Genomic DNA, 17,788 nt, shown 5'->3' on the forward strand with positions numbered 1-17,788 from the left:
TACGACTCCTTAAAGACTGTTGATCAATGTGCTGAAGATTTCCTGCGCAGCCTTGATGATCTGCGAAGACGCGGTGTAGTACTGCTGATACTTGACCAGGTTGCCGGTTTCTTCGTCCAGGTCCACGCCCGACAGCGAATCGCGAGCGCCCTTGGCGTTATCCAGGATCGCGCCGGTGGCAGCGCTGTCGAGCTTGCCCTGGGCGGCCTTGGAACCTACGCCCTCCACCAGCTTGCCGTAGGCATCGTTCAACGAAATGCCCTTGCTGGCGGAACCGGTGTCCACGGTCTTGGCAGTCTGCAAACCGGCCAGGACAGTGCCGTTACGGTTATCCAGGCTGCCGGCCTGGCTGACGCTCACATCGATCGCGGCACCGTTGGACGGCGCGCCAGCAATCGACATGTCGAAGGTGACGGTACGCTGCACCGGCGGTGCCGAGGAATCCATGATCGGGTTGCCGCTGGCATCCTTGAGTGGAACGCTCAGGCTCAAGGTATTGCTCTGGCCGGGCTTGATCGTGCCATTGCTGATCTCGACACCCGTGGCATCGAGCAACTGGTAAGCCTGGCTGGTGCCGTCGGCGGACGTCGCGCCGAAGACTACCTTGACTGGCATCGAGGTCTTGATGCCGTTCTGGATGATGGTGGTGGTGGCTTCGTCGTAGATGTCCAACTGCGACGTCATGGTCGGCTGGCCGCTGGCCGGAATGGTCAGCGTACCGCTGCCGCCCGGCACGATGGCTGCGCCCAGCGGCGCGGCAATCGCCAACCGCTTGGAGTCGGTCATCTCGGTCTTGATACTGGTCGCCGCGTTGCGGGTCGGGGTGATCTTGAACGAATCGCCAGCGGCAGCGGTGCCATTGGCAAAGGTCATCGAAAAACCGTCGATCACCGGCGGCGGCGTCGTCGCGGTATTGAACGAACCCATCGAAGTGCCGTCAGGCAGGCGCTGGACCGTGTAGTCGGTGGCGCTGGTGAACTTCACCTTGTAATCATTGGTGGTCAGCGCGCCGGTGTCTTCGATGGCCACGTTGAAGTTGCCGGAACCGGCGCTATTGTTCAACGCGGCAATACTGCGCTGACTCATCTGCGCGGCACTGTTGATGTTGGTGAACAGGTTGGAACCGAAGGCGCCGTTCTTGTCGATGCCCGAGGCCTGGATCGCGTTCATCTGGTCGGCGACCACCAGGGCCACGCGGCCCAGTTCATTCATGGCCGGGTCAAGCACAGTGCTGCGATAGCGCATCAGGCCGCCGATCTCGCCGCCGGTAAGTACCTGGGTGAGGTCCATGACACTGGAACCGCTATTGAGCTGGATCCCCAGGCGGCCCGGATCGTTCTTGTCCGGCACGGTTTCCAGGGTGTTGACCGTATTGCCCATCACCAACGGCTGGCCGGAACCCAAGTAGATGTCCAGGCTGCTGCCGTTCTCCACGATCTGAGTGCCGGTGAAGGCCGAGAGCTGGAGAATGGTCTGGTTGCGGGCGTCGAGCAGGTCGTTGGGAGCACCGCCGGAGTTGGAGACTTCGGCGATTTTCTTGTTCAACTGAGCGACGGTGGTAGCCAGTTTGTTGACCTGATCGACCATGCTCGACAGGTTGCCGTTGATGTTCTGATTCTGCTCCGTCAATTGGCTGGCGACCGAATTGAAACGATTGCTCAAGGCTTGCGCATCGCTGAGCAGCAACTGACGGGATGCATCATCGCCCGGCTTGGCGTTGACGTTCTGCACCGAGGCGAAGAACTTGGTCAGCGCGCCATTGAGGCCCGTGCCGCTGTCCGACAGCAAGGCATCGAGCGGGGTGATCTGCCCTTGATACGCGGCCGCATCGCTGTTGAGCGAGGTCGTGGTCTTCAACTGCGCTTCAAGGTAGGCGTTATAGACCCGGCGCACATCGGCCAGGGTGGTGCCGGAGCCGATGAAGACGTTGCCGTATTGATTGGACGCCTTGGTGGTCTGCACGGTCTGCTGACGCGAATAACCGGCGGTATCAACGTTGGCAATGTTGTTACCCGTGGTCACCAATGAGGTCTGACTTGCGGACAGACCCGACATCCCGATGTTGAGCAAACTCATGGTTCAGACCTTATAAAGTCGTAGTGGCGCCAGCCGAAGCGTAGTTTTGGTAACTGGTCATCTGCCGGGCTATATTCGAAATCTTGCTGGCGTAGTTCGGGTCGGTGGCGTAACCGGCCTTCTGCAACTCACGCACAAACTGTTCCGGGTTATCGGCCGACTTCAGCACATCTTGATAGCGACTGTTGCTTTGCAGCAGATTGACCAGGTCATGGAAGCTGTCGCGATACGAGGCGTAGGAACGGAACTGAGCCGTCTCCTTGACCATCTCGCCATTGCGGAATTCGCTGGTGATCGCCCGCGCCGAATCGCCCGTCCAGTTCTTGCTGGCCTTGATACCGAACAGGTTGTGGCTGCTGCTGCCATCAGGCTGACGCATGACCGACTTGCCCCAGCCGGTTTCCAGGGCCGCCTGGGCCACCAGGTAACGAGGGTCCACGCCGATACGGTCCGCGGCTTCCTTGGCCATTGGCAGCATGGCATCGACGAATTCGTCAGCATCGCGGAAGGCCTTGCGGGCTGGCGCCAGGGGTGGCTGCGCCACGGCACGCCCGTACACCTGCATGGACCCGCTCGGTTCTGACGCCTTGAGCGCGGCCAACCAGTCGCCATTGGCCAGTTCGCCGGTGGCAGGCTTGACGGCGGTGATGGCACGATCCGGCAAAATATTCTGCGCCTTGACGTCAGGCGCGGCGGCAGCCGAAGGCACCAACCCGGCAAGCAGCCGATCGGCCAGTTTTGGCGGCAAAGCCAGGCGGCGCTGGTTGAGCAATTCCATGTCGTTGCGGTGAACGCCCTCGCCCGCCCCTTGCGGCGCACTCACGGCCCGCGAAGCCCACAGCGGACGCTGGCCGTTGGAGCGCGACAATGGCCCGTCGGGCAACGTGCCGGCGGCAATGGGCGTCGGCACCGGGGCCTTGACGGCCTCGTCCAACGCTTGCTCCTGCTTGCCGGCCGACAGCGTTGCCGCCTCGCCTGACACCAGGGGTTTGTTCTTGGACATCTGGCGCAGCAGCACGTCAGCCAGGCCAATACCACCGCCCTCGCGAGACATGGAAACGGCCAACTGCTGGTCGTACATTTCCTGGTACTGCTTGGCTTCAGCGGTATTGAGCGGATTGTCCTTGCCCATCGACTCGGTCGCCGCACGCATGGACTTGAGCATTTCACCGATGAACAGCGACTCGAATTCCTGCGCCACTTTGCGCAGGTTGCCGTCACTGTTCTTGTCGCCGACCTTGAGCTGGTTCAGGCGATTGAGGTCCGAGTAGGAACCCGAATCCCCGCTGATCAAAGCGCCCTTGCGCATATCCATGGCTCGTTCCTTAAATCACGATCAGGTCGGCTTGCAACGCGCCGGCCTGCTTCAAGGCTTCGAGAATCGCCATCAAGTCGCCCGGCGCCGCGCCGACCTGGTTCACCGCCCGGACAATTTCATCCAGGGTGGTGCCCGGGCCGAACTTGAACATCGGCTTGGCTTCCTGCTCGGCATTGACCCGCGAACGGGGCACCACGGCGGTCTGGCCGTTGGACAAGGGTCCAGGCTGGCTGACGATCGGGTCTTCGGTAATGGTCACGGTCAGGCTGCCGTGGGTCACCGCGGCGGGTGAAACCTTGACGTTCTGGCCGATCACAATGGTGCCGGTGCGCGAGTTGATGATGACTTTCGCAACCGCCTGGCCCGGATCGACTTCGAGGTTCTCCAGGATCGACAAATAGTCGACCCGCTGACTCGGATCCAGAGGCGCGGTGACGCGCACCGAGCCGCCGTCGATGGCCTGTGCCACGCCAGGGCCGAGCATGTCATTGATCTTGTCAACGATGCGCTTGGCGGTCGTGAAGTCGTAACGGTTGAGGTTCAGAGTCAGGCTGTTGCCCTGGTTGAAACCGCTCGGCACCGCACGTTCCACCGACGCACCACCAGGAATGCGGCCAGCCGACGGAACGTTGACGGTGATCTTGGAACCGTCACGGCCTTCGGCGTCAAAGCCACCCACCACCAGGTTGCCCTGGGCGACGGCGTAGACGTTGCCATCGATACCCTTGAGCGGCGTCAACAACAGGGTGCCGCCGCGCAGGCTCTTGGAGTTACCGATGGACGAAACAGTGATATCCACCTGCTGCCCGGGCTTGGCGAACGCCGGCAGGTCGGCACTGACCGACACCGCCGCCACGTTCTTCAACTGCACGTTGCCCGAACCCGCCGGCACCTTGATGCCGAACTGCGACAACATGTTGTTGAAGGTTTGCAGGGTGAACGGGGTCTGGGTGGTCTGGTCGCCCGTGCCATTGAGACCCACGACCAGGCCATAGCCGATCAACTGGTTGGAGCGCACGCCGGAAATGCTGGCGATGTCCTTCAGACGCTCGGCTTGAGCGGTGAAGGCCGCCGACATCAGCAGTGCCCCCATCAACAGCTGCTTGAGATTCAACCGCTTAAGATTCAACTGGGCCACCTAGAAAGGGAACTTCGGGCTGAGGAAGAAACGGTCGAACCAGCCTGGCTGACTCGCATCGGCAAAAGCACCGGTGCCCGAGTAGGTAATACGTGCATCGGCTACACGGGTCGACGAGACGGTGTTGTCGGTAGCGATATCATCGGCGCGAACCATGCCGGCGATGCGCACCAGTTCGTCACCGGTGTTGAGGGTCAGCCACTTCTCGCCCCGCACAACGATGATGCCATTGGGCAACACATCGGCGACGGTCACGGTGATCGAGCCGGTCAGGCTGTTGCTCTGTCCGGACTTGCTGTCGCCCTTGGTGGCCCGGTCGGAGCCATAACCGGCGTTGAGGCTCAGGTCCCCGCCACCGATGGGATTGTTGGTGGTCAGGCTGGAGCCGAACAACGACGTCAGGCCAACGCTGGTCTCGCTGGTCTTGTCGATCTGCGAGTTGGCGTTCTTGCTGGCCTGGGTCCGTTCGTTCAGGGTGATGGTGATGATGTCCCCAACCCGGAAAGCCTTACGGTCGCTATACAGGTTCTGCTCGAAGCCAGCCTGGTAGATCGAACCGTTGTTGGCAGCGGCCGGCAACGGCGTGCGCGGCAACACCGGAGCGTAGTACGGGTCATTGGCCTTGGGCGTTGGCGCGACACAGCCCGCGAGCGCAGTAACTCCACTCAGTGCCAGAACAGATACGAAGCGATTCATGACCCTACCTCTTGGTGTTGCAGGCGGCCTCAGGCCGCCCTATAGACGTGATTACAGATTCTGCGTAACGAACGAGAGCATCTGGTCGGCGGTGGAGATCACCTTGGAGTTCATCTCGTAGGCGCGCTGGGTGGTGATCATGTTGACCATCTCCTCCACGGTGCTCACGTTGGACGTTTCCAGGGTGTTCTGCAGCGTGGTACCGAAGCCGTTCAGGCCTGGCGTGCCGACTTGTGGCGCGCCGCTGGCCGCGGTTTCCAGGAACAGGTTGTTACCCACCGCTTGCAGGCCGGCCGGGTTGATGAAGTCGGCAGTCTGCAGGTTGCCGATCACCTGCGAAGCAGGGTTGCCCGCCACAGTGATGGACACGGTGCCGTCGCGGCCCACGGTGAACGTTTGGGCGTCGTTCGGGATGATGATCGCCGGTTCCAGGGCGAAACCGCTGGCGTTGACGATCTGGCCATTGGAATCGAGGTGGAACGTACCGTCACGGGTGTAGGACGTGGTGCCATCGGGCTGCAGGATCTGGAAGAAACCGCGACCGTCGATGGCCATGTCCAGCGGCTGCTCGGTGGTTTGCAGGCTACCGGCGGTGAAGTTTTTCTGGGTGCCGACGATGCGCACACCGGTACCCACTTGCAGGCCCGACGGCAATTCGCTGTCCTGGGTCGATTGGGCGCCTGGCTGGCGTTTGACCTGGTACAGCAGGTCCTGAAATTCGGCGCGATCACGCTTGAAGCCCGTGGTCGACACGTTCGCCAGGTTGTTGGAAATAGTAGAAAGGTTGGTGTCCTGGGCGGACAGACCTGTTTTGGCAACCCAAAGAGCCGGAAGCATTCGATTCTCCTCGTACGCCTGTTTTTCGGCGCGACGCTGTAATTAATGATTAGATCTGCAAGACCCGAGCCATGGCTTCGTCGCCTTCTTTGGCGGTGTTCATCATCTTGACGTGAAGCTCGAACTGCTTGGCCAGGGCCAGCACCGAAGTCATCTCGTCCACGGCATTGACGTTGCTCGCTTCCTGGAATCCCGACACCAGTTGCACGTTGGCATCAATGACAGCCGGCTGGCCGTCCTTGGTGCGGATGGTGCCGTCCAGGCCCTTGGTCATGTTGCGAAGATCCGGGTTGACCAGCTTGATGCGGTCGACTTCAGCCATCACGCGCGGGCCTTCACCCATGGCGCGGATACTGATGGTGCCGTCCTGGCCGATTTCGATTTTCTGCTCTGGCGGCACGGCGATCGGACCACCGTTGCCCATCACCGGCATACCGTTGCCGGCCCGCAGCACGCCCAGGGCGTCAACGTTGAGGCTGCCGGTGCGCACGTAGCTTTCGCCGCCTTCAGGGTTCTGCACGGCTATCCAGCCCGGCCCGCTGACTGCCACGTCAAGGTCGCGACCGGTTTCCACCAGCGCGCCAGGAGTGAAGTCGGTGGCTGGACGCTCGGACATGGCAAATGCCCGCGCCGGAAAGCTGTCGCCAAACACCGGCATCGAACGAGCCTGCTCCAGGTCTTTCTGAAAACCGTTGGTGGAGATGTTCGCCAGGTTGTTGGCATGGGCCCGCTGCGCCAGTGCGTTCTGGCTGGCGCCGGTCATTGCCACATAAAGGTACTTGTCCACTGTCGTTCCTCTGCATGCCGGACGTTTGCCGTCCACTGCTGTACTGCTGAGCACTAAGCAATTTGCAGACCAACTTTTTTCTGGCGCCGTCGAGCCGCACAAACAAAGGGCTTCAGGGTTATTGAAGGGATTTGGGTAAATGTATCGAAGACGAAAAACCGGCGGTGTCATGCCGTTTGGTGGCAACGCTTGACCTTCTGGCAACGGCTACTGCCGTCATCGCGAGCAGGCTCGCTCCCACCATGGATCTTGGGTGCTCGCAGGATTTTTGAACACTCGATACCCCTGTGGGAGCGAGCCTGCTCGCAATAGAAGTCCCCACCAAACACAACAGGTAAGCAACTATTATGAGCCGGCCTTACCCACCTCATACTCACGCAACTTATTGGCAATGGTCGTATGGGAAACCCCCAGCCGCTTGCCCAGTTGCCGGCTGCTGGGGTGTTCGGAATACAGCCGCTCAAGCACGGCTTTCTCGAATCGCCCGACGATGTCGTCCAGCCCACCCTCCAGGGAAAAGTCCCCCAGAGGCTGACGCACGCCGTAGTCCGGCAGACGGATATGCTCGGCTTTCACCGTTGCGCCATCACACAGGGAGACAGCCTGGAACAGCACGTTCTCCAGCTGCCGAACGTTGCCTGGCCAATGGTAGTGGCTGAGACGGTCCATCGCCGCCGGGGCCAGTTTCGGTAGCGCACAACCAATCTGCCGACTGGCCTGGTCAAGAAAATGCTCCACCAGCGGCATCAAGCCGTCGAGGCATTCGCGCAGAGGCGGGATGTGCAGCGAAAGGACGTTCAAACGGTGGTACAGATCCTGACGAAATTCCCCTCGGGCGCAGAGCTCAGACAAATCCACCTGGGTCGCACAGATCACCCTGACATCCAGGTACACCTCTTCATCGCTGCCTACACGACGGAAGCAACCGTCCTGCAAAAAGCGCAGCAATTTCACTTGCAGGCGCGGGCTCATTTCCCCTACCCCATCGAGGAACAACGTGCCTCCGGCGGTCAGTTCGAGCAAACCGAGCTTGCCTTCGGCCCGGGCCCCCTCGAAAGCACCGGGGCCGTAGCCGAACAGTTCGGTCTCGGCCATGGATTCGGGCAACCCCGCACAGTTGAGTGCCATCAACGGTGACTGCCCGCGCGGACTCGCCAGGTGACAGGCGCGAGCCAGCAACTCTTTGCCAGTGCCGGTTTCGCCTTCTATCAACAGCGGCGCATCCAGTGGCGCCATGCGCCGGGCTTCCCGGACGACAGCGGCCATCACCTTCGAACTCTGGAAAATGCTGTCGAAGCCGCGCAGTTCCTGCTTGCGCACGTTATAAATGCGCTCGCCAACCCGGTCTGCCCGATGCAGCGTCAGCACCGCACCGGCCATGGCCTCGCTGTCGTCGTGCTCCGATTGCAGTGGCGCGATGTCCGCCAGAAACACATCGCCCCTGACCTTGACCCGCAAACCGTTGATGCGTGACTGATTGGCGCGCACCAGCTCCGGCAGGTCAAAATCCTCGGCGTACCGGGACAGTGGAATCCCCGGCACTTCGTCCACTCGCACCCCGAGCAACTGCGCCGCAGCCCGGTTGGCGGCGACGATGGAACCCCCCATGTCGATGGACAGCACCGGAAACTCCAGGGCGCCGAGCAGCGCGTTGAGCTCCATGTGCCGACGTTCACTGGGCATCAACCCCACCCGCTTGACGCCGAAGACCCCGGCAATGCCTTCGAACTTCGGGCGAAGCGCCTGAAACTGGATGTTGATCAGATTCGGGCAGTGCAGATAAATCGCATTGCCGTGCTCACCGCCCACTTCCCCGCGGGCGACGTTGATGCCGTACTCCACCAGCAGGTTGAGGATGTCCCGCAGGATGCCGATGCGGTTCTGGCAATGGACTTTGATGCGCATGAAAAGGCCCGATATCGATGTGTATGCAAGCATGGGAGAGCGGGCTGCTTCGCAGCCCAGCGGGAGCAAGCTCCCTCGCCACAAGTTTTTTCTGCGTGGCAGCGCAAATAAACGTCAAGATTATGTGACAGTTGTAGGCCATTTCCCAGTCGAAAAACCCGACAATAGCGAAGAACAGCCAGCCCTGTAACGAAAATTTTACGAAACCACACCTTTATCGCGATACCCGCTCTTGTCTGCCTGCTGCACACATCCCTGCTTCGGGTTATCTCTAATGCATCGCTGGACATAACAACAAACAAGCCGTCCCCCCGAGGGAAATCAGCAGGAGAGCAGCATGAAGCAGACGCAATACGTGGCCCGCGAGCCCGATGCGCAAGGTTTTATTCACTACACCGCCGAAGAACACGCGGTGTGGAACACGCTGATCACCCGCCAGCTCAAAGTCATCGAAGGCCGTGCGTGCCAGGAGTACCTGGACGGTATCGACAAGCTCGGCCTGCCCCACGACCGTATTCCGCAATTGGGTGAAATCAACAAGGTGTTGGGCGAAACCACCGGTTGGCAAGTGGCCCGGGTACCAGCGCTGATCCCCTTCCAGACCTTTTTTGAATTGCTCGCCAGCAAGCAGTTTCCCGTCGCGACGTTTATTCGTACCCGCGAAGAACTGGATTACCTGCAAGAGCCGGACATTTTCCACGAGATATTTGGCCACTGCCCGCTGCTGACCAACCCCTGGTTTGCAGAATTTACCCACACCTACGGCAAACTCGGCCTACAGGCTTCCAAGGAAGAACGCGTCTACCTGGCGCGCTTGTACTGGATGACCATTGAGTTCGGCCTGGTGCAAACCCCGCAAGGCCGACGCATCTACGGTGGCGGCATCCTGTCTTCGCCCAAGGAAACTGTTTACTGCCTGTCGGACGAGCCGGAGCATCAAGCCTTCGATCCGCTGGAAGCCATGCGCACGCCGTATCGCATCGACATCCTGCAGCCGGTGTATTTCGTGCTCCCCGAGCTCAAGCGCCTGTTCGACCTGGCCCACGAAGACATCATGGGCATGGTTAAGCGCGGTCGCGAACTGGGCCTGCACGCTCCGAAATTTCCGCCAAAAGCTGCGTGAACCGCGTCTTTTAATCTCAATTGAGTCTGTTGCACAACGCGGCTTTGCTTTAGCGTGAGTGCATCGACGTTTTTCAAATATTCGATCCGGGAACACACCATGAACACTCTGAACCAAGCCCATTGCGAAGCCTGCCGCGCCGACGCGCCACAAGTCAGCGACGAAGAACTGCCGGTACTGATCAAGCAGATCCCGGACTGGAACATCGAAGTGCGCGACGGCGTGATGCAGCTGGAAAAAGTCTTTCTGTTCAAGAATTTCAAGCACGCCCTGGCCTTCACCAACGCCGTTGGGGAAATCTCCGAGGCCGAAGGTCATCACCCGGGTCTGCTCACCGAATGGGGCAAAGTCACCGTGACTTGGTGGAGCCACTCCATCAAGGGCTTGCACCGCAACGACTTCATCATGGCCGCCCGCACCGATGACGTGGCCAAGACCGCCGAGGGCCGCAAGTAATGCATTTCGATGCCATCGGCCGGGTGCCCGGCGATCCGATCCTCGGCCTGATGGAGGCTTACGCGGCTGACAGCAATCCGGGCAAGTTCGACCTGGGCGTGGGCGTCTATAAAGACGCCCAAGGCCTGACGCCGATTCTTGCGGCAGTCAAACAGGCCGAGCAGCGCCTGGTGGACCGCCAGAGCACCAAGACCTACATCGGCGGTCATGGCGACGCCGCGTTCGGCCAGTTGATCAATGAACTGGTGCTGGGCGCCGACTCGACGCTGATCAAGGACAAACGCGCCGGTGCGACCCAGACGCCGGGCGGCACCGGCGCCCTGCGCCTGAGTGCCGACTTCATTGCCCAGTGCCTGCCGGGCCGCGGCGTTTGGTTGAGCAACCCGACCTGGCCGATTCACGAAACCATCTTCGCCGCCGCCGGGGTCAAAGCCAGCCATTACCCCTATGTAGGCACCGACAACCGCCTGGATTTCGAAGCGATGCTGGCGACCCTGAGCCAGGCACCCAAGGGCGATGTGGTGTTGCTGCATGCCTGCTGCCATAACCCCACCGGCTTCGACTTGACCCAGGAACAATGGCGCCAGGTGCTGGAAGTGATGCGCAGCCGCAACCTGCTGCCGTTGATCGACTTCGCTTATCAAGGTTTCGGCGATGGGCTGGAGCAGGACGCCTGGGCCGTCCGGCTGTTTGCCCAGGCACTGCCTGAAGTTCTGATCACCAGTTCCTGTTCGAAGAACTTCGGCCTGTACCGCGACCGCACCGGTGCGCTGATCGTCTGCGCCGGCGATGCCGACAAACTGGTGGATATCCGCAGCCAACTGGCGAACATCGCTCGCAACCTGTGGTCGACGCCGCCGGATCATGGCGCGGCGGTAGTGGCGACGATCCTGGGCAACCCGGACCTCAAAAGCCTGTGGGCCGACGAAGTGCAGACCATGCGCCTGCGCATTGCGCAGTTGCGCAGCGGCCTGCTGGAAGCGCTCGAACCCCACGGGTTGCGTGAGCGCTTCGCCCATATCGGCGTGCAACGGGGAATGTTTTCCTACACCGGCCTGACGCCGGAACAGGTCAGGCTCCTGCGCGAACGCCACAGCGTGTACATGGTCGGCACAGGCCGGGCCAACGTGGCAGGCATCGACGCCACGCGCCTGGATTTGCTGGCTGAGGCTATTGCTGACGTGTGCAAGTAACCAGCCTTTGAATAGCTGAACACATCCCCTTGTGGCGAGGGGGATTTATCCCCTCGCCACAGATAAGTCCTTTTCACCACAAGAGCTGCGCCAGACGCTAGACCTGCGGGCCCGTCCACTCCCGGACAAACTGACCGACGTCTTCCTTCGGCGCCGTGCGTGCTTCTTTCTGCGGTGTGCCCAAGTAGAGAAAACCGATCACCTCTTCCCCGTCCTCAAGACCAAGCCCCTTGGCCACATGAGGTGAATACGCCAGCTCACCCGTACGCCAGACTCCGCCCACCCCTTGGGCATACGCCGCCAACAGGATTGCGTGGGCCGCACAGCCGGCCGCCAGCATTTGTTCGGATTTGGGAATCTTGAAATGGTCCTGCAACCGTGCAATCACCACCACGACCAGCGGCGCGCGCAGCGGGCCGTTGAGCGCCTTCTCCACGACGGCCTCGGCTACCAGCGGATCATTGAACCGCGCTGCTTCGGCCAGAAGCTCGCCCATGCGATGACGCGCCTGCCCTTCGACCGTCAGAAAACGCCATGGCCGCAACTGGCCATGATCCGGAGCCCGCATCGCCGCGGCGAACATGACCTCGCGCTGTTCGGCGGTAGGCGCCGGGTCCACCAGGCGCGGGACGGAAACACGGTTGAGCAAAGCGTCGAGAGCCTGCATCGGCCACCTCCTGAAAAAATGTCCAGCTATTCTAGTGGCTTGTACGGCGAGTTCGTTAGCTCAAATTCCGCAACCAGAAGTCCATTGCGCAGGCCACTGGCCTCACGCGCCACCGGGTGCCGGTTTACATGCCGCTTGTCGCGGGTAGAATGACGCCCTTCCCTTTCAGCCCGAGCGGACTTCATGGCGTTGCCGACCCTACGGATCATTGGTTTCATCATCGGCATCTTCCTGATCACCCTGGCGATCTTCATGGTCGTGCCCATGGCCACCTTGCTGATCTTCGAGCGCACCAACGACCTGCCATCGTTCCTCTGGTCGAGCATGATCACTTTTGTCGCCGGCCTGGCCCTGATCCTTCCCGGACGCCCGGAACACGTGCATCTGCGGCCCAGGGACATGTACCTGCTGACCGTCAGCAGTTGGCTGGTGGTGTGTATCTTTGCCGCGTTGCCCTTCCTGCTGACCCAGCACATCAGCTACACCGACTCGTTTTTCGAAAGCATGTCCGGGATCACCGCCACCGGCGCCACGGTCCTGAGCGGCCTGGATAACATGTCCCCCGGCATCCTGATGTGGCGGTCGTTGTTGCACTGGCTCGGCGGGATCGGCTTCATTGCGATGGCGGTGGCGATCCTGCCGCTGTTGCGCATCGGTGGCATGAGGCTGTTCCAGACCGAATCCTCCGACCGCTCGGAGAAAGTCATGCCCCGCTCCCACATGGTGGCGCGGCTGATCGTGGCGTCCTATGTAGGCATCACCATTCTCGGCACCCTCGCACTGTGGTGGGCGGGGATGAACCTGTTCGATGCCATCAACCATGCGATGTCGGCGATCTCCACCGGCGGGTTCTCGACGTCGGACAAATCCCTGGCCAAATGGACCGAACCGGCGGTGCATTGGGTCACTATCGTCATCATGATCCTCGGCAGCCTGCCGTTTGCCTTGTACGTCTCGACACTGCGGGGCAATCGCCGGGCGCTGATCAAGGACCAACAGGTCCAAGGCCTGCTGGCGGTGCTGCTGGTGACCTGGGTGGTACTGGGCACCTGGTATTGGGCGACAACCGACCTGCACTGGCTGGAGGCCCTGCGGCACGTGGCGTTGAACGTGACGTCGATCGTCACCACCACAGGCTTCGCGCTGGGAGACTACAGCCTGTGGGGCAATTTCTCGCTGATGCTGTTCTTCTACCTGGGTTTCGTCGGCGGCTGTTCCGGTTCGACGGCCGGCGGGATCAAGATCTTCCGCTTCCAGGTTGCCTACATCCTGCTCAGGGCCAACCTCAAGCAATTGATCCACCCGCGCGCGGTGATCAAGCAAAAATACAACGGCCACCGCCTCGACGAAGAAATCGTACGCTCGATTCTCACCTTCTCGTTCTTCTTCGCCATCACCATCTGCGTGATCGCCCTGCTGCTCTCGCTATTGGGCGTGGAATGGATGACCGCCCTGACCGGCGCGGCCAGCACCGTGTCCGGCGTCGGCCCGGGACTGGGAGAGACCATCGGCCCGGCCGGCAACTTTGCGCCGCTGCCGGATGCGGCCAAGTGGATTCTGTCGGCTGGCATGCTGCTGGGCCGACTGGAGATCATCACCGTATTCGTGCTGTGTATCCCGGCGTTCTGGCGTCACTGACCGGCCTGGCCGTTTGACCGCGCCCGGTATTCGCCGGGCGTCGTGTCGAACCAGCGTCGAAAGGCCCGGAAAAAATTGCTCGGGTCGGCGAAACCCAGCAGATAGGCGATTTCCAACAGGGTCAGGGCCGGCTGCGCCAGATACTGTTCGGCCAGTTCGCGGCGGGTATCATCGAGCAAGCTCTGGAACGTGGTGCCCTCTTCCTGCAAGCGTCGCTGCAAGGTGCGCTGGGACAGGTGCAGCGTCTGCGCCACCACGTCACGCTTAGGCTCGCCCCGTGGCAGCAGCCGGCACAACACTTGCCGGGTCTGGTGGGTCACGCGGCTTTCGGAAAAACGCGCCAGGTATTCACCGGCAAACCGGTCGTGGAGCTGCGCCATGGCCTCGTTGGCGGTGGGTAACGGTGCTTCCATGTCACTACGTTCGAAGATCAACGCGTCGTAAGGTGCGCCGAACATCAGTGGCGCGGGAAACGCCTGTTGATAAGGCGCCAGATCAACCGGTTCGGCGCCCTGGAACAGCACCTTCATCGGGTGCAGGGTGCGTCCGGTCAACCAGTTGCACATGGCCAGTGCACAGGCCAGGGAAGCCTCGGCACTCTGGCGGGTGGGCGGGAGATGGTCGCCATGCACTGTCAGAACCAACCCGTAGCCCCCCTCCATCTGACGAAAGCTCAGGTCGGCGCTTTCAGCGATGATCCGCTGATAACGCACGAGCCGCTGGAAACCCTCGACCAGCGTGCGGCTGGACATCAAGGCATACCCGACCACGTGAAACGACGCCGGGCGCACCACTTTACCCATGTTCAAGGCGATGGCCGGGTTGCCCGACAACTCCACGGCGCGTTGCCAGAGTCGGGTCATCGAATCCTGGGGGAAACGTGCATCCGGATCTTCCAGCGCGTCATAGTCCAGCCCCAGCTGTTTGAACAGCATCCGACAATCCAGGCCGTCCATTTCCAGTGCCTTGACAATCCCCATCGCCCAGCTTGAAGAAGTCGTTCGTTCGCTCATGACGTTTTACTTGCATGACGAGCCGCAGGGTACGGCTGGATTTGCGAAGGATACTAAAGTGGCGCCCATTGTCACTGGTCGTTGCAAGTGATCGCTCTAGACTTCAATCAAACCGTTGGTCGCCCAGAACCAACAGAACAATAACCACAGAGCCCGCAGTCGTGGAAAACACCAGACGCTTCAATACGTTCGCTGAGTTCTATCCCTATTACCTCAGCGAACACAGCAACAGCACCTGCCGGCGCTTGCACTTTATCGGCACCTCTCTGGTCATCCTGATTGTTGCCCTGGCTCTGATCGTCGGCAACGGCTGGTGGCTGATCGTCTTGCCCATTGCCGGCTACGGCTTTGCCTGGGTCGGGCATTTCTTCTTTGAAAAGAACCGTCCCGCCACGTTCCAGCACCCGTTCTACAGCCTGCTCGGCGATTTCGTCATGTACCGCGACATGCTGCGGGGCAAAGTTGCGTTCTAGCCACTCTCAAAGGACTGCCCATGAACTCCCACGCGCGCTTTACCCACATGAAGGACGGTACTGAGGAAGACTGGGCAATCATCGCTGCCGACTTCAGCGCCTATGCCCGGCAATTACCGGGTCGAATCCTGACCCATTTGAAGTTGCTGGACGGCGATTTCGGTGGTTTTCCGGTGGATCGCCTGACCCATTCCCTGCAAACCGCCACCCGCGCCTATCGTGACGGACGGGACGAGGAATATGTGATCTGCGCCTTGCTTCACGACATCGGCGACACCTTGGGCAGCTACAACCACCCGGACATTGCCGCCGCCATCCTCAAGCCGTTCGTCAGCGCCGAAAACCTGTGGATGGTGGAGAAACACGGGATATTCCAGGGCTATTACTTCTTCCATCACCTGGGCATGGACCGGCACCTGCGCGAGCAATTCAAAGCGCATCCCCAATACCAGGCGACCATTGATTTCTGCGCCCGATACGACGCCGCGGCGTTCGATGCCGAGTACGACACCCTGCCGTTGAGTTTCTTCGAGCCGATGCTGGAAAGGCTGTTTGCCGCACCGAAGCAGTCGATCTACAAGGCGGCGATGGCTGAACAGGCTCAAGCCTGACTGATTGCTGGGGATCGCGGCGCCGTCCATCGCGGGCAAGCCTTGCTCCCACAGCTGGTGCTTGCTCTCGCAGGCTGTGAATACCTGTGGGAGCAAGGCTTGCCCGCGATGGCGTCAGATCGGCTCACGCCGGTTCGGTGACTTTCAACTCAGCCCGGATCAACGCCTCCCGCGCCTGGGCATCGGCCAACCGATACAACTCGATCGACCCGTCCCAATGCTCGATCAGCGCCGTGCACGACTCGACCCAATCGCCACAATTGAGATACTCCACCTCGCCCACCCTGCGCATCTCGGCATGGTGGATGTGCCCGCATACCACGCCGTGCAGCTCACGCTTCACACATTCATGGGCGATGGCTTCTTCGAAGTCGCTGATGAAGCTGACCGCCGTCTTGACCTTGTGCTTGAGGTACGCCGACAACGACCAGTAACCGTAGCCATAACGGGCCCGCCAATGGTTGAGCCAGCGGTTCAGGGTCAGGGTGAACTCGTAGGCCGAATCGCCAAGGAATGCCAGCCAACGGTGGTACCGGGTGATGACATCGAACTGATCGCCATGGATCACCAGCAAATGCCGGCCGTCCGCGGTCACGTGCACCGCTTCGTCCACCAGTTGGATATTGCCCAGGATCAGCTTCGAATATCGCCGCAGAAATTCGTCATGGTTACCGGTGACGTAGATCACCTCGGTGCCGCGCTTGCTCATGGTCAGCAAGCGGCGAATGACGTTGGTGTGAGCCTGTGGCCAGTACATGCCGCCGCGCAGCTTCCAGCCGTCGATGATGTCACCCACCAGGTAGATCTTGTCGGTATGGTAGCCCTTGAGAAACTGCGACAAATGCTCGGCCTGGCAGTCCCGGGTGCCCAGGTGCACATCGGAAATCCATAAGGTGCGAACACGCTGTTTGCGGCTGGGTCTGGCGAGCTCGGCGCTGGTCATGGGCAACCCTCTGATCGTTTTAGCCACTGTGCCTTCCTGCGGTTAATACCCCATGACAAACACAAGTCCGTTACATGACAGCGCGAAGCAGCGTGGCCTCGGTGTATGCTGACGGCCTGCCCCGGGAGACCGAGATGAGACCGACCCTGACGCTACGCCATTACAGCCACGACCTGATTGTCCACAGCCACGACCACGCCCAACTGGTGTTCGGGTTGTCCGGGCTGTTGGATTTCGAGGTCGAAGGTTGTGGCAGCCAGGTCGTGCAGCAGAGTTTCGTGGTGATACCCGCCGGTGCCCATCACGCCTGCGGCAGCCCCCGTGGCAGCCGTTGCCTGGTGCTGGATGTGCCGAGCGATGACTGGATCGGGCAAGCCTTGGGTGATCACGCCGACGCCAGCCGCCGATTGCTCGACAATGCCGCGCGCAGGCCCCTGGATGCGGGGCAAAGCCAGTTGGTCAGCTGGCTGGCGGGCAGCCCGGTGGACGACCCGGTGATCGCCCAACAAGGGGCCGTGCTGCTCCTGGCCAGCCTCAATGGCACTGGCCAGGACATCGTCGGCGGCCGGCGCCTGCCCTATGCGGCGCTCAACGCCCACATTGACCAGTACGCCGCCTATCCGCTGCAAGTGGCGGACCTGGCCCAGGTCGCCGGGCTCTCCAGTGCCCGCTTGCATGCCCGCTTCGTCGCCGAATGCGGGCAAACCCCGATGGACTACATCCGCAGTCGCCGTCTACACAAGGCGGTGGACCTGCTGCGTGATTCGCAACTGCCCATCGGTGAAATCGCCCACCGGGTCGGTTATAGCTCGCAAAGCGCCTTTGCCGCCGCAGTGCTGCGCGAATTCGGCGCCTCACCGGGCAAGCTGCGGCGCCAGCGCTAGCTTCGCGCTAAAAAACGCGAGGATCGCGAC

16 protein-coding genes and 1 pseudogene are annotated in these 17,788 nt (G+C 61.1%); 7 read left to right on the plus strand and 10 right to left on the minus strand.

Annotated features, from left to right (window positions below; translation table 11 throughout):
• Positions 1 to 9 precede the first annotated feature (9 nt).
• From flgK to PSEUDOMOFG3G_RS18920, 7 genes are all read right to left on the minus strand, one after another.
• The gene (gene flgK, locus PSEUDOMOFG3G_RS18890; RefSeq protein ID WP_047226220.1) at positions 10 to 2,076 is read right to left on the minus strand and encodes a flagellar hook-associated protein FlgK; all 2,067 of its coding nucleotides are present in this window, start codon (positions 2,074 to 2,076) and stop codon (positions 10 to 12) included.
• A gap of 10 nt (positions 2,077 to 2,086) precedes the next feature.
• The gene (flgJ, locus tag PSEUDOMOFG3G_RS18895) at positions 2,087 to 3,391 is read right to left on the minus strand and encodes a flagellar assembly peptidoglycan hydrolase FlgJ (RefSeq protein ID WP_139050837.1); all 1,305 of its coding nucleotides are present in this window, start codon (positions 3,389 to 3,391) and stop codon (positions 2,087 to 2,089) included.
• 10 nt (positions 3,392 to 3,401) lie between these two features.
• Positions 3,402 to 4,487, minus strand: coding sequence for a flagellar basal body P-ring protein FlgI (locus tag PSEUDOMOFG3G_RS18900; RefSeq protein WP_160892017.1), 1,086 nt, complete (start codon positions 4,485 to 4,487; stop codon positions 3,402 to 3,404).
• A gap of 45 nt (positions 4,488 to 4,532) precedes the next feature.
• Positions 4,533 to 5,228 (minus strand): flagellar basal body L-ring protein FlgH, encoded by a 696-nt coding sequence (flgH, locus tag PSEUDOMOFG3G_RS18905; RefSeq protein WP_047226218.1) that lies wholly within the window; start codon positions 5,226 to 5,228, stop codon positions 4,533 to 4,535.
• 51 nt (positions 5,229 to 5,279) lie between these two features.
• Complete coding sequence (gene flgG, locus PSEUDOMOFG3G_RS18910) at positions 5,280 to 6,065, minus strand: flagellar basal-body rod protein FlgG (RefSeq protein WP_047226217.1); 786 nt, start codon at positions 6,063 to 6,065, stop codon at positions 5,280 to 5,282.
• A 49-nt stretch (positions 6,066 to 6,114) separates the two neighbouring features.
• Positions 6,115 to 6,852, minus strand: a complete 738-nt coding sequence (locus PSEUDOMOFG3G_RS18915) for a flagellar basal body rod protein FlgF (protein ID WP_139050838.1) — start codon at positions 6,850 to 6,852, stop codon at positions 6,115 to 6,117.
• A 345-nt stretch (positions 6,853 to 7,197) separates the two neighbouring features.
• Entirely contained in the window at positions 7,198 to 8,757 is a 1,560-nt protein-coding gene (locus tag PSEUDOMOFG3G_RS18920; RefSeq protein ID WP_076385858.1) for a sigma-54-dependent transcriptional regulator, read from the minus strand.
• Between the two features lie 337 nt (positions 8,758 to 9,094).
• Here PSEUDOMOFG3G_RS18920 and phhA point away from each other — a divergent pair, with 337 nt between their 5' ends.
• The 3 genes from phhA to PSEUDOMOFG3G_RS18935 all read left to right on the plus strand — a co-directional run bounded on the left by phhA (position 9,095) and on the right by PSEUDOMOFG3G_RS18935 (position 11,529).
• Complete coding sequence (phhA, locus tag PSEUDOMOFG3G_RS18925) at positions 9,095 to 9,880, plus strand: phenylalanine 4-monooxygenase (protein WP_047226214.1); 786 nt, start codon at positions 9,095 to 9,097, stop codon at positions 9,878 to 9,880.
• Between the two features lie 99 nt (positions 9,881 to 9,979).
• Entirely contained in the window at positions 9,980 to 10,336 is a 357-nt protein-coding gene (locus PSEUDOMOFG3G_RS18930; RefSeq protein WP_003184087.1) for a 4a-hydroxytetrahydrobiopterin dehydratase, read from the plus strand.
• Positions 10,336 to 11,529, plus strand: coding sequence for an amino acid aminotransferase (locus PSEUDOMOFG3G_RS18935; protein ID WP_076385860.1), 1,194 nt, complete (start codon positions 10,336 to 10,338; stop codon positions 11,527 to 11,529). The genes PSEUDOMOFG3G_RS18930 and PSEUDOMOFG3G_RS18935 overlap by 1 nt, the downstream gene beginning before the upstream one ends.
• A 97-nt stretch (positions 11,530 to 11,626) precedes the next feature.
• Here PSEUDOMOFG3G_RS18935 and PSEUDOMOFG3G_RS18940 read toward each other — a convergent pair whose 3' ends face one another.
• Positions 11,627 to 12,196: an NAD(P)H nitroreductase gene (locus PSEUDOMOFG3G_RS18940; RefSeq protein ID WP_139050839.1), complete on the minus strand. Its 570-nt coding sequence runs from the start codon at positions 12,194 to 12,196 to the stop codon at positions 11,627 to 11,629.
• A gap of 183 nt (positions 12,197 to 12,379) precedes the next feature.
• On the opposite strand from PSEUDOMOFG3G_RS18940, the gene PSEUDOMOFG3G_RS18945 reads away from it, so the two are divergent.
• Positions 12,380 to 13,834, plus strand: a complete 1,455-nt coding sequence (locus PSEUDOMOFG3G_RS18945) for a TrkH family potassium uptake protein (protein WP_076385864.1) — start codon at positions 12,380 to 12,382, stop codon at positions 13,832 to 13,834.
• Here PSEUDOMOFG3G_RS18945 and PSEUDOMOFG3G_RS18950 read toward each other — a convergent pair.
• A pseudogene (locus tag PSEUDOMOFG3G_RS18950) lies at positions 13,791 to 14,847 on the minus strand (AraC family transcriptional regulator). The gene PSEUDOMOFG3G_RS18945 and the pseudogene PSEUDOMOFG3G_RS18950 sit on opposite strands and share 44 nt — an antisense overlap.
• A gap of 161 nt (positions 14,848 to 15,008) precedes the next feature.
• On the opposite strand from PSEUDOMOFG3G_RS18950, the gene PSEUDOMOFG3G_RS18955 reads away from it, so the two are divergent.
• Positions 15,009 to 15,320 (plus strand): DUF962 domain-containing protein, encoded by a 312-nt coding sequence (locus PSEUDOMOFG3G_RS18955; protein ID WP_047226210.1) that lies wholly within the window; start codon positions 15,009 to 15,011, stop codon positions 15,318 to 15,320.
• Between the two features lie 20 nt (positions 15,321 to 15,340).
• The gene (locus tag PSEUDOMOFG3G_RS18960) at positions 15,341 to 15,931 is read left to right on the plus strand and encodes an HD domain-containing protein (RefSeq protein WP_107322116.1); all 591 of its coding nucleotides are present in this window, start codon (positions 15,341 to 15,343) and stop codon (positions 15,929 to 15,931) included.
• A 124-nt stretch (positions 15,932 to 16,055) separates the two neighbouring features.
• On the opposite strand, the gene PSEUDOMOFG3G_RS18965 is transcribed toward PSEUDOMOFG3G_RS18960, so the two are convergent.
• Positions 16,056 to 16,874 carry a UDP-2,3-diacylglucosamine diphosphatase gene (locus PSEUDOMOFG3G_RS18965; protein ID WP_047226208.1) on the minus strand — a complete coding sequence of 273 codons (819 nt, stop codon included), beginning with the start codon at positions 16,872 to 16,874 and terminating at the stop codon, positions 16,056 to 16,058.
• A gap of 134 nt (positions 16,875 to 17,008) precedes the next feature.
• Here PSEUDOMOFG3G_RS18965 and PSEUDOMOFG3G_RS18970 point away from each other — a divergent pair, with 134 nt between their 5' ends.
• Positions 17,009 to 17,758, plus strand: a complete 750-nt coding sequence (locus PSEUDOMOFG3G_RS18970; protein ID WP_076385868.1) for an AraC family transcriptional regulator — start codon at positions 17,009 to 17,011, stop codon at positions 17,756 to 17,758.
• Positions 17,759 to 17,788: the final 30 nt, after the last annotated feature.

The sequence above is a fragment of the Pseudomonas sp. FG-3G genome, assembly GCF_901007645.1.
GTDB classification, from domain to species: domain Bacteria; phylum Pseudomonadota; class Gammaproteobacteria; order Pseudomonadales; family Pseudomonadaceae; genus Aquipseudomonas; species Aquipseudomonas rhizophila.